We start from the raw sequence: 11,410 nt of genomic DNA, 5'->3' as shown, positions 1-11,410 counted from the left end.
CGGCTGCCCAGTTCTTCCCGACGCAAGGGAGTCAGAAACACCGAGTCGATCAACTCCGGTCACGCTCGGACCAGTTGGACCACTCCTCGGTCCACGGGTACCAAGGGGGCGCGAGCCGGCCCCACTCCGCCTCCGGCATCCCCCGTACGTCATCCCACCGGACCCCCTCCGCGCCCAGGACCGCCTCCGCCCGCCTGGTCTCCTCGACCTCCGCCCAGTCCACCTCCCGCAGCGCCCCCGACAGCCGCTGCCACTGCTCCCGGGCCGCCCGGTAGGCGCCCCGCGCCGCGCCCGGCCGCCCCAGCAGGGCCAGCACCGCGCCGCTGCCGTGCCAGGCCCGGGCCACGGTCACCGAGCCGGGATCCCCGCCGTGCGCGGCCCGCGCCTCCCGCTCGGCGCTCTCGTACGCCTGCAACGCCTCCATCAGCCCCGGCGCCCCCGCGTGATACCAGCCCTCCAGCCGCACCCGCCCGAGCTGGAGCCACACCTCCGCCCGCACGGCCGCGTCGGCGGCGGCGCGCAGGGCCTGACCGAGCAGATGGCGGCTCTCGAACAGGTCGGGCAGGAAGCCGAGATGACGAAACCGCTGGGCGAGCGCGCTGCCGACCAGGCCCTGCAGCCGGCCGCGCTGGGCCGAGCGGGCCGGCAGCACCTTCAGCGCCTCGCGCAGCACGTACTCGGCCCGGTCCACGATCTGCGCGCCGCCCTGCGCCGAGGCGCGCCGCAGCAGCGACTCGCCCCAGCCGGTCAGCAGCCGGCAGCGCAGGGCACTGTCGGCGGGCGCGAGCAGCACGGCCCGCTCATAGACGGCGTCGGCCTCGCGGCTGTTCCCCGTCTCGTCCTGGAAGGCGGCCAGCGCGGCCAGACAGGGCAGCAGCAGCCCCGGCTCGTCCCCGGCCGCCCGCTCGGCCCGCTCCAGCGCCCCGCGCGTCTCGGCGTCCTCGGCCCCGGCGGCCCGCAACGCCCGCGCCAGATCCAGCAACGCGGGCGTCCGCACCGCATCGGCGGCCTCCTCGAGCTCCAACAGCGCGCAGCCTTCCCTGAGTTCGGGCACGGCCGCACCGGCATGCCGCAACTCCAGCAGTATCCGGCCCCGCAGGAGGAGGCGGGCCCGGTGCGCACGAGCGGCCCAGGGCGCGACAGCGGCGTCGGCACCGGCCGGCTCCTCCGGTACGGCGCGGACGCTCCCCCCGCCGGGGGCGTCCGGGGTGCCGAGGGTGCCGTCGCCCTCCCGCGGACCACCGAACAGCCCCGCATCCCCGCCCGGCCGCGAACCCGCCCACACCCGTGCCCGGTTGGCCAGCGCCGGCCAGGGGGCGTCGTTCGGGTCGAGGACCTCCAGCGCGGCCGTGAGGTGGCCGGAGTCCGCCGTCAGGTGCCACAACTCACGGCGGCAGGAGGCCAGTTCGATGGCCGACTCGGCACGTTCGCGGCTGTCGGCGGGGGCCGAGGCGTGTGCGGCGACGAGTTCGGTGACGGCCTCGCGCAGCAGCTCCTCGCGCCGGCCCGCCGTGCGGACGGCCGCCGTGCCGGCCTCGGCGCGCAGCACCCGGCCGAGCAGCATCCGGGCCCGTACGACGCTCCCCTCGGCGGCGTCCGAGCCGGTCACCGCCGTCCGCGCGAGGTCGCGGGCCTGGCGCAGCACCTCCGGGTCGCCCCGGTGCCGCCACTCCTCGAACAGCCGGCCGCCCTCGGTGAGCGGGTCGACCGCCGGGCTCTCGGGCTGGTAGAAGCGCAGCACCCGGGCGGGGATCCGGGCGAACAGCTCGGCCTCGACCCCGCCGCCCGCGTCCTGTGCCGCGGGGTCCTCGTCCTCGGGCAGCGGCCCCGCACCGCCGGCCGGGTCGCGGTCGGTGAGCCGGGCCGCGGCGAGCGCGGCGAAGTTCCGGGTGCCGCGGCCGAAGTGCCGTTCCACATAGGCCGAGCAGTGCTTGAGGACGAGCCCGGCGGTGTCCTGGTCGAGGGAGGCGAGCAGCAGGTCCTGCACCCGGCCCGGGTAGACGAAGCAGGGCTCGTCCTCGGTGCCGGGCAGCTGCCGCAGCAGCCCGCCGAGCAGCACCTCGGCCAGCTCCATGGGCCCGGTGTCGGGCAGCATCGCCCGCTGCACCAGCTGCATCACGGGCAGCGTGAGCGGGGCGGCGGCGAGGTAGACGGCGAGGCGCAGGGCACCGGGCGAGGCACCGGCGCGGAAGGCGCGCAGCAGTTCGTCGTCGCGGGGCGGCGTGGTGGCGGTGACCGGTGCGAGTCCGGGGGCCGTCACCGGCGCCGCGAGCGCGGCCCAGGCGCGTTCGCTGGTCGGGCCGGTGCCCGCGAGAAGCCGGGCGAACGCCCCGAAGGCGTCCGGGGTGGGCTGCAGGACCGGCACCGGCCGGGCGTCCGGCGCCGGTTCCTCCCACGGCTCGTCGTCGGGGACGAACACGAGACGCCCGCCGACCTCCGCGTTCCGCACCAGCACACCCGGCTCGGCGGGCAGCGCCGTACGGCCCCACAGACGGGGCGGCAGCGGCTGGACGACGGCCAGCGGGGCGGTGCGCGGCCAGCCTGCCAGCAGCCGCTGGGCGCCGCCGTTCTGCCACAGGGGGCCCACGCAGTCGCTGATCACGAAGGTGACACAGCGGCCGGTGGGGTCGTGCAGCTCGTCGGCCGGGCGCAGCCGGGTGCGCCGGCCGGGACCGGCGGTCGTCCCCACGAGGGCAACACCCGCATCCCCCGGGTACAGCTGATGGACCCGGACGGAGGCGAACGCGCCGGACTGCTGGCAGGCCTGGCGCAGCTCCTCGACCATCTGCCCCCAGACGGCCATCGCGGGGCCGGTGTCCATCAGGAGCTGGACGTCACAGCGCCGGCGGCGGCCGGGCCGGACGACGGGGAGCAGGATGCCGCTGGCGGCGGCGCGGTCGGCGGTGGCTTCCTCGTCGATGCGATCGAGGCGCTCGGTGTGACTGCTCCGCTCGTCCCGGTCGCGGGCGGAGCCGGGCCGGTAGCGGCCGAGGGCGCGCAGCGCCTTCTCCAGGCCGAGCAGCCCGGGCAGGGCACCGGCGGCGGGGGCGCGGACCGGAAACCCGGCGGGGCCGCCCTCGGTGGCCGGGCGCGAAGGGTCGGGGCTCGCGGTGCGCGTGTGCAGCGGGACGGGAGCGGCGGCGGGCTCCGGGCGCGGCGGCAGGGGGCCGGTCTGCGGACCGGCCCCCGGGTCCGGCGGGGCGACGGGGGTGTTCCCCTGCGGCGGGCCGGTCTCGGGAGGGTGCGCGAGCGGGAGGGGGGACGACGGCGCGGGGGCGTCGCGCGCCGGGCCGGCGCCGAGCCGCCGGGCCAGCCAGAGCGCGTCCGCCACGTCCTCCGCGGTGAGGTCGAGCCCGCCCTGGCGCAGCTTGCCGATCAGCTCGTCCAGACGACCCATGCCGGGCATGCGCCCATCACCTCGTACGGTCGAGCGGCTGCATGAGCATCTCGGCGATGCGCTCCCGGGTGAGGCTCTGAGCGCGCGGGTCGTGCCGGGTGAGGAAGAGGGCGTTGAGCAGCTGGTCGGCGGCGAGCACCTCGCCCGGCTCGCGCTCCAGGAACCTGCGGATCAGCTCCGTGCCGGCCGCGACGCCCTCCGGCCCGAGGTGCGCCTCGACCATCGCGGTCAGCTGCTCCTCGCCGGGCGCCTCCAGCTCCAGCTGGACGCAGCGGCGAAGCAGCGGGGCGGGGAAGTCGCGTTCGCCGTTGGAGGTCAGGACGATCACCGGGAAGGCGGTGCAGCCGACGCGCCCGCCGCGCACGGCCACCCGGTCTCCGTCGTGCGTGAGCACCTCGACCACGGGCTCGCGGTCGGCCAGCCGCTCCAGCTCGGGGATCGCGAACTCGCCCTCCTCCAGCGTGTTCAGCAGGTCGTTGGGGAGATCGAGGTCGCTCTTGTCGAGTTCGTCGATCAGCAGGACGCGCGGTTCGCCGGCGGGCAGCAGCGCGGTGCCGAGCGGCCCGAGCCGGATGTACGACCCGATCCCCGGGGCGCCGGCGGAAGCCTCCCCTCCGCCCCGGGCGCGCTCCAGCTGGACGTCCTGCAGCCGCCCTATCGCGTCGTACCGGTACAGCCCGTCCTGGAGGCCGGTCCGGCTGACGATCGGCCAGCGCAGCACCTTGCCGAGGCCCAGTTCATGCGCGATCGCGTACGCCAGGGTCGACTTGCCGGTGCCCGGGTTGCCGGTCACCAGCAGGGGCCGGCGCAGATAGAGGGCCGCGTTGACGGCGTCGACCTCGGCGGGCCGGGGCGCGTAGCTCTCGACCATCCGCCGGCGCACCCCGAGTCGCCGGGCGCTGCTGGGATCCTCCGGTCCGGACTCCCCGTTCTCCCGGGACGCCGCGAAGTCACGCCAGGGCGGCGGCGCCGGCAACCGCCGTACGCCGTCGTGCGGCTGACCCACTCCGCGGTAGATCCGCCAGTCGTTCACCTTGGGCTCCTCCCGGCTCTGGTGATCATGCAGCGGGTCCCGGTGGTCGTCCGGCCTACGAGGCTACCGCCCACGGGCCGTACCTGCCGAGCATCAGGGCGCCTCGATGTCCACTTCCGGCCGGACGAACGCCCTTGTGCATCAAGGGGGTTGACGGGGTGTCGGGGGTGTACGGGGATCGTGTCCCGGGGGCCGTCCCCGGGGGACCGTGCCCCGAAGCCGCGTCCCAAGGCCCGTACCCGGGGGCCGGGCCCGGGGGACCGTGCCCCGAAGCCGTGCCCCAAGGCTCGTGGCCGCAGGCCCGTACCCGGGGGACCGTGCCCCCAGGGCCGTACCGGGGCCCGTGTCCCGGGGCCCTGTCCGGATCCAGGGCGGCCCGGACCCGGAGGCCGTGCGTCTGGATGCGGGGCGGCCGGGGCCGGGGGGCGTCTGTCCGGATGCGGGGCCGCCCGGACCGAGGGCACACCGCGGGGACCCGGGGTCATGCGCCCGGCGCGGCCAGCGGTGGCGGGCGCATCGCCTCCGCGCCGTACGGCGGCCGGTCCGGCGGGTCGAACAGTACGGCGATCTTGCCGCGCAGTCCGTCCGCGTGGGCGCTCTCGGGGTCGGCGAGCCGGATGCGCAGGTCCCGCACGGGTCCGTGCAGACCGCCCGCATGCCGGGCCGTCACCAGCAGTTCGGCGGCCTGCCGGTGGAAGGCCCCGCAGTCCTCGGGGTCGTGCCGGTCCCGGCGCCACAGCACCACCGGATGCCCGGCCATCAGCGCGTCCTTCATCGCGGCCAGCCCCTCTCCGTCGCCGACGGGCCCGCAGTAGACCGGCACGCACGCGTCGCCCAGCGCGGACAGGGCGCCGTAGAACGGAAGGCGGCCCCTGGGACGCGCCCCGGGCGGATGCCCCGCGCCCGGCGGCCGCCCGTGCAGCGTCCCGGCCGCGAGCGGCCCGCTCTGCACGCCCTTCCAGCGCCGGCGCCACTCCGGGGAGGGCTCCTGGTCGTTGCGCCGGGCGTCCCGGACGACGACGGTCCGCCGCATGCCGAGGGGGATCGCCCGCTCGTCCACGAAGTCGTCGTCATCGTCCTCGTACTCCTCGTGGCGCTCCTCGCCACCGGGCTGCTCGGGCAGCAACTGCCACTCGTCCACCGGCAGATCGAACAGCCTGCGCGGCAGGAACACCTCGATCGCGGCCAGGTACTCCCCGTGGTCGCCCTGGCTCAGCGCCCGTGCCAGCGGCTCCCGCAGCGCCCGCACCAGCTCCTCGGCGCGCACGCCCCGGTCGTCGGCGGCGACGGGCGTGACGTCCTGGCCGTCGTGGATCAGCTGCACGCTCCAGGGATACCGGCCGTCGTACATGGCGGCGCCGACCTTGACGAGGACGTCGGTGCGGGAGGCGACGGGGGCGGAGACGGGAACGGGGGCCGGTACGAAGGCAGGGGCGGGGGCGGTCGTCGGCGCAGAGGGCGCGGGCGGAGACGTCACAGGTACCGCCGTCGCGGACGGAGACCAGGCCGGCCGGCCTCCGTCGATCTCCAGGAGGGCCCGGATGGCCTCGCCGACCGCCCAGTTGGGGTGGTCGGCGGCCTGCCCGGCGATCCAGTCGGTGAACGCGGCCAGCCGGCCCGGATCCACCTCCCCGGCACGCTCCGTCGCGGTCGTGCGGGCCACCTTCGCCGCGTACAGCAGGACGGCGTCCAGATCGACCAGTGTGCCGCCGCCGCCCGGCTCCAGCGTGCGCAGCCCGTACAGCAGTCCGGCGCCCTCCCGCCAGGTCCGCACGTGGGGCAGCATCAGCGACCACAGGCGTTCGCCGCGCACCAGCTCCTTCACGTCCTCCACGAGGTGGACGACCTCGCCCGCGCGAGCCGGCGGCGGCAGGTGCGCGAGGTGGCCGTAGAGCCGGGTGCGCAGTTCGGCGGTGATGCCGGTGGCCTCGGGCGCGAGCCCGGGCAGCCCGGCCTGGAAGGCGGTCCAGCCGGGGGAGGCCGGGCCGGCGGAGGGGGAACCGGGACCGGGCCGACTCAGATGCTGGCGCAGATGACGCAGGTCGTGGGCGCGCAGCACGTCGCGCACGGTCCGGCCGCCGTCCCTCAGGTCCAGCAGCTCGTACAGCGCCGTGACCGGAACGATGATCCCCTCGTCCGGCCACCGCCCCTTGATCACGCCGATGACCGAGCCGTGCCGCAGGTCGAGCACCGGGCCGCCGGACAGCCCGGCGACCGGCAGGCTCCCGGAGAGCAGCAGGGCCGGGCCGTCGACGCCGGCGAGTTCGCCCTCGCCGTGCCGGATGCCGGGCTCGCCGGTGTGCACGGACCAGCCGTACAGCCCGACCTGGGTTCCGGGGCCCGCCTCCCGGTCGCCGAGCCACAGACAGGGCACGTCGTCGGCGCCGGTGACACGGACGAGCGCGAGGTCGGGGAACGGCCAGCGGTCCCGCGCGGCCCGGGCGGCGTCGGGGCGGGGGGCGACGAGCACGGCCGTGCCGGTGCCGGTGCGGTCCGCCCAGCCGTCGGCGGCGGAGCGCTCCTGCCAGGTCACGCTCATGGCGCTCTCCCCTCGGCACACCGCGGGTCCCCCGTTCCCCACGACATGCGCACACGTCAGCAGCCAGCCGGGGGCGATGAAGAACCCCGACCCCCAGTACGGGTCACGGTCCGTTGCATACCCGTCACCCGGTGCGCCGATGCGCGCGAGGGAGGGGCGCACCATCGCGGCGAAGGTGCTCATACGGCGCCGTGGGCGGCCGACTGCGGCGGTACGGCGCCGTCGGCGCGGGCCGCGGGATCAGCACCGTCGGCCACGGGGTCGGGTACGGCGGCCGGTTCGGTCCAGGTCAGGGACACGGTGAGGGAGGACTTGCCGCCGCCCTCCGCGATGGCGCTCACGATCTTGCCGGACTGCGCCGTCAGTTCGATTCCGAAGCTGACGGAGACCTGTACGGGGGCCGGGGTGTCCAGACCGGCGCGCAGGGAGCGCACGACCCCACCGACCGTGCCGGCCAGTCCCCCCGCCATGTCGATGACGCGGTCCCCGAGCGAGGTGTCGCGATATCCCCCGGTCCCGTAGCCCTCCCCGTACCCGTCCCCGCCTCCGTCCCCGTCCCCGTTTCCGATCCTGGCCCAGACGACGGTCCCGTCGTCCAGCCGTATCCGCTCGACTCCGCCGGCCATGAACGCCCCCGTTCCCCGTTGGGAGGAGAAGGCTAACTCCGGGGGAAAGGGAAGGGGTACTACTCGTCGTCCTCGTCGTCGAGCCGCGCGAGCCAGGTGGCCAGCCGCTCGACGGGCACCTCGAAGTCGGGATTCAGATCGACAAACGTGCGCAGCTGCTCGGCGAGCCACTCGAAGGTGACCTCTTCCTCGCCACGCCGCTTCTCCAACTCCTCGATCCCACGGTCGGTGAAGTACATGGGGTGCGTCTCCTGCGTTTCCATCGAGGCCGAGTGCCTTCGAAGACAGCCTATGCAACGGGGAGGGTGCCTGGTCGGGCAGCGCCTGCGGCGGCGCCCGAGGCAGCGCCGAGCAGCGGAAAGCCACGGTGCCCCACCGCACGGATCCGGCCAGACCCCCGGCGCACACGCCCACCCGCGCCGGCGCACCCCTTCGTACGCCACCCCAGCGCCGCACGCGCCAGGAGCAGCGCCCCCGCGACGGCCCACCACCCTCGCGCGTCACGCAAAAGAGTGTCTTGACTTCCGACGGCCGCGATATATCGTGATTACGGAAGACGCGATATGGCGCGTCGACACCGTGTTCCGGCCGAGGAGATCCCCATGCCCGAGTGGTCCGTCACCGAGCCCCAGAAGCTGACCTTCGACGCCGGCGTGAGCGACCTCCAGGTCCGCCTCGTCAGCGGAACGGTCAACGTGGTGGGCATCGAAGAAGGTTCCGCCCGCCTCGAGATCTCGCAGATCGAGGGCCCACCCCTGGTGGTCACCCAGCAGGGCGGCACGCTCACGGTGACCTACGAGGACCTGCCCTGGAAGGGCTTCCTCAAGTGGCTCGACCGCAAGGGCTGGCGGCGCAGTGCGGTCGTCTCCCTCGCGGTCCCGGCCGACACGCGCGTGGAGGTGGGTGTCGTCGACGCCGGCGCGGTCGTCTCCGGCATCCGCGGCCCCGCCGTGGTCAAGGGAGTGACCGGCGACACCACGCTGGTCGGCGTCTCCGGCCCGGTCCGCGCGGACACCGTGTCGGGAAACCTGGAGGCCCAGGCGGTCACGGGCGACCTGCGGTTCCACTCGGTCTCCGGAGACCTGACGGTCGTCGACGGCTCCGGCCCCTCCGTCCGCGCCGACTCCGTCAGTGGATCCATGATCGTCGACCTGGACCCGGACGGCCCCACGGAGGTCGGCCTCACCAGCGTCTCCGGCGAGATCGCCATCCGACTGCCACACCCGGCGGACGCGGAGGTGGAGGCGAACACGGCGAGCGGCACGATCTCCAACGCCTTCGACGGACTGCGGGTGCACGGCCAGTGGGGTGCCCACAAGATCACCGGGCGCCTCGGCGCGGGCACCGGCAGGCTCCGGGCCACCACGGTCTCCGGTTCGATCGCCCTGCTGCGCCGCCCGCCGCGCGAGGACGAGGACGACACCCCGTGGGAGTCCGAGCCGCGGAGCCCGGGCACCGCCCCCACCGCCGGCGCCCCGGCCGCCCCGGGAGACAATTCCGTCTCCGACCAGGGCACAGGCACCCCCCAAGCCCCCGACGCCCCGGCCGACGGCACGACCGACAAGAAGGTGCTCTGACATGCCCCCCGTCTTCGCCCACGGGCGCCTCCGCCTGTACCTGCTCAAGCTGCTCGACGAGGCCCCGCGCCACGGCTACGAGGTGATCCGCCTCCTGGAGGAACGCTTCCAGGGGCTGTACGCCCCCTCGGCGGGCACGGTCTACCCCCGGCTGGCCAAGCTGGAGGCCGAGGGCCTGGTCCGGCACACCACGGAGGGCGGCCGCAAGGTGTACTCCATCACGGACGCGGGCCGCGCCGAACTGGCGGACCGCAGCGGCGAGTTGGCCGACCTGGAGCTGGAGATCCGGGAGTCGGTCGCGGAACTGGCCGCGGAGATCAGGGCCGACGTGCGCGGCGCCGCCGGCGACCTGCGCCGCGAGATGCGCGCGGCCGCCTCGGAGGCCCGCCAGGGCGCGAGGGCCACCGCCGGGGAGTACGGCGACCTGGGCGGCGACAAGGAGTCGTGGCGGGCCGCCAAGGAGGAGATGCGCCGGGTCAAGCAGGAGTGGAAGGAGCAGGCCCGTCGCGCCAAGGACGAGAGCCGCCGGGCCCGCGAGGAGGCCCAGCGGGCCCGTCACCAGGCCCAGGAGGCACAGGCGCGGGCGCGGGCCCAGGCGCAGGAGGAGATGCAGCGCATCGCCCGCCATGTCCAGGACCGCGTGCAGGACCACTTCGCCCGGGGCGACTGGCCGACCGGCGTCCGCGAGGGCCTGACCGAACTGGCCAAGGAGTTCGGCGATTTCGGCAAGGACTTCGGCAAGGGCCTCGGCAAGGACCGGGGCTTCACCCGCCCCCCGCAGAGCCGGCCCGCCACCCCGGAAGAACCCCACCACGTCCCGCCCACCGAGGACTTCCCCGCCGAGTACGAGCCCTCCTGGTCCCACGAGGACTTCACCGGCGACCCGGCCCGCGACCTGGACCGCCTCCTGGACCGATTCCGTGACGACATCCGTGACGCGGCCCGCGACCACGGGGTGACCCCCACCCAACTCCGTGAAACCCGCCACCACCTCTCCACGGCGGCGGCCCACATCGCGGCACTGCTGCACCAACCGAAGCCCGGACAGTGACGGCCGGCTCACGCAGAAAAGGCGGGCCCGAACACCCGGACCCGCCCCACGACAGCCCTCCCGCAGAAAGCCCAGGGAGTTCGGAAACCTCAGGAGTTGGTCAGCACGATCTTCCCGAACTGCTCCCCGGACGCGAGCCGCTCGAAGCCCTCGCGGGCCCGGTCCAGCGGCAGCTCCTCGTCGATGACGGGCCGTACGCCGGTCGCGGCGCAGAAGGAGAGCAGGTCCTCCAGCTCGTCCTTGGTGCCCATGGTCGAGCCGACGACCTTCAGCTCCAGGAAGAAGATCCGGGTCAGCTCGGCGTGTGAGGGCCGGTCCCCGCTCGTCGCCCCGGAGATCACGATCGTCCCGCCGGGCCGCAGGGACTTCACCGAGTGGGACCAGGTGGCCGCGCCCACGGTCTCGATCACGGCGTCCACCCGCTGCGGCAGCCGCGCCCCCGGCTCCACGGCCTCCACGGCCCCCAGCTCCAGGGCCCGCTTCCGCTTCGCCTCGTCGCGGCTGGTGGCGAAGACCCGCAGACCCGCCGCCTTGCCGAGCACGATCGCGGCCGTGGCGACACCGCCGCCCGCGCCCTGCACGAGGACCGAGTCACCGGGTCGCACCCCGGCGTTGGTGAACAGCATCCGGTACGCCGTCAGCCACGCGGTCGGCAGACAGGCGGCCTCGGCGAAGGACAGCTCCCTGGGCTTGGGCAGCACGTTCCAGGTCGGCACGGCGACCTGTTCGGCGAAGGTGCCCTGGTAGCGCTCGGTGAGGATGGAGCGCGGCTCGTCCGGGCCGACGCCGTGGCCGGTCTGGCCGATGACGGAGTGCAGGACGACCTCGTTGCCGTCCGCGTCGACCCCGGCGGCGTCGCAGCCGAGGATCATCGGCAGCCGGTCCTCCGGGAGGCCGACGCCCCGCAGGGACCAGAGGTCGTGGTGGTTGAGGGAGGCGGCGCGCACATCGATGGTGCTCCAGCCGGGACGGGCCTCGGGAGCCGGTCGCTCCCCCAACTCAAGGCCGGTGAGCGGCTGGTCGCGGTCGATTCGGGCGGCGTAGACAGCGAACATGGGCCCGACGATAGGCGCGCGGATGAGCCGACGGAACCAGGCGCCCCTGTGACACACGCCCTCTTGCGCCGAAGGGCACGTCTGCAACACCCGAGCCGGGCGGGTGGGAAGGAAATGGCCCCGCTCAAACGA

At 75.1% G+C, this 11,410-nt stretch carries 8 protein-coding genes; 2 read left to right on the top strand and 6 right to left on the bottom strand.

Translation table 11 applies throughout. The annotated features are described in order from the left end of the window. Positions 1-49: 49 nt before the first annotated feature. From ACH47Z_RS12890 to ACH47Z_RS12870, 5 genes are all read right to left on the bottom strand, one after another. Positions 50-3,406 (bottom strand): SAV_2336 N-terminal domain-related protein, encoded by a 3,357-nt coding sequence (locus ACH47Z_RS12890; RefSeq protein WP_399073257.1) that lies wholly within the window; start codon positions 3,404-3,406, stop codon positions 50-52. Positions 3,407-3,413: 7 nt separating this feature from the next. After that, positions 3,414-4,430: an AAA family ATPase gene (locus ACH47Z_RS12885; protein WP_399073256.1), complete on the bottom strand. Its 1,017-nt coding sequence runs from the start codon at positions 4,428-4,430 to the stop codon at positions 3,414-3,416. Between the two features lie 481 nt (positions 4,431-4,911). Then, the gene (locus ACH47Z_RS12880; RefSeq protein ID WP_399073255.1) at positions 4,912-7,152 is read right to left on the bottom strand and encodes a trypsin-like peptidase domain-containing protein; all 2,241 of its coding nucleotides are present in this window, start codon (positions 7,150-7,152) and stop codon (positions 4,912-4,914) included. Next, positions 7,149-7,595, bottom strand: coding sequence for a CU044_2847 family protein (locus ACH47Z_RS12875; RefSeq protein WP_399073254.1), 447 nt, complete (start codon positions 7,593-7,595; stop codon positions 7,149-7,151). The genes ACH47Z_RS12880 and ACH47Z_RS12875 overlap by 4 nt, the downstream gene beginning before the upstream one ends. A 59-nt stretch (positions 7,596-7,654) precedes the next feature. Further along, the gene (locus ACH47Z_RS12870) at positions 7,655-7,834 is read right to left on the bottom strand and encodes a DUF6104 family protein (protein WP_003992906.1); all 180 of its coding nucleotides are present in this window, start codon (positions 7,832-7,834) and stop codon (positions 7,655-7,657) included. Positions 7,835-8,197: 363 nt separating this feature from the next. Between ACH47Z_RS12870 and ACH47Z_RS12865 the strand changes: the two genes are divergently transcribed. Both ACH47Z_RS12865 and ACH47Z_RS12860 read left to right on the top strand, forming a co-directional pair. Continuing rightward, positions 8,198-9,172: a DUF4097 family beta strand repeat-containing protein gene (locus ACH47Z_RS12865; protein ID WP_399073253.1), complete on the top strand. Its 975-nt coding sequence runs from the start codon at positions 8,198-8,200 to the stop codon at positions 9,170-9,172. A 1-nt stretch (position 9,173) separates the two neighbouring features. After that, positions 9,174-10,223 (top strand): helix-turn-helix transcriptional regulator, encoded by a 1,050-nt coding sequence (locus ACH47Z_RS12860; RefSeq protein ID WP_399073252.1) that lies wholly within the window; start codon positions 9,174-9,176, stop codon positions 10,221-10,223. Between the two features lie 89 nt (positions 10,224-10,312). On the opposite strand, the gene ACH47Z_RS12855 is transcribed toward ACH47Z_RS12860, so the two are convergent. Beyond that, a complete protein-coding gene (locus tag ACH47Z_RS12855; protein ID WP_399073251.1) occupies positions 10,313-11,278 on the bottom strand; it encodes a zinc-binding dehydrogenase in 966 nt (321 codons plus the stop codon). Between the last annotated feature and the right edge of the window lie 132 nt (positions 11,279-11,410).

The organism is Streptomyces sp. NPDC020192 (genome assembly GCF_044388685.1).
Classification (GTDB): domain Bacteria; phylum Actinomycetota; class Actinomycetes; order Streptomycetales; family Streptomycetaceae; genus Streptomyces.
The sequence above is the reverse complement of the archived record's forward strand: the minus strand, read 5'-3'. Positions and strand labels throughout refer to the sequence as shown.

Bases quoted from the DNA above. Each gene is read 5' to 3' on its own strand.
- ACH47Z_RS12890 (WP_399073257.1), bottom strand. From the start codon at position 3,406: ATGCCCGGCATGGGTCGTCTGGACGAGCTGATCGGCAAGCTGCGCCAG.
- ACH47Z_RS12880 (WP_399073255.1), bottom strand. From the start codon at position 7,152: ATGAGCACCTTCGCCGCGATGGTGCGCCCCTCCCTCGCGCGCATCGGC.
- ACH47Z_RS12875 (WP_399073254.1), bottom strand. From the start codon at position 7,595: ATGGCCGGCGGAGTCGAGCGGATACGGCTGGACGACGGGACCGTCGTC.
- ACH47Z_RS12870 (WP_003992906.1), bottom strand. From the start codon at position 7,834: ATGTACTTCACCGACCGTGGGATCGAGGAGTTGGAGAAGCGGCGTGGC.
- ACH47Z_RS12865 (WP_399073253.1), top strand. From the start codon at position 8,198: ATGCCCGAGTGGTCCGTCACCGAGCCCCAGAAGCTGACCTTCGACGCC.
- ACH47Z_RS12860 (WP_399073252.1), top strand. From the start codon at position 9,174: ATGCCCCCCGTCTTCGCCCACGGGCGCCTCCGCCTGTACCTGCTCAAG.
- ACH47Z_RS12855 (WP_399073251.1), bottom strand. From the start codon at position 11,278: ATGTTCGCTGTCTACGCCGCCCGAATCGACCGCGACCAGCCGCTCACC.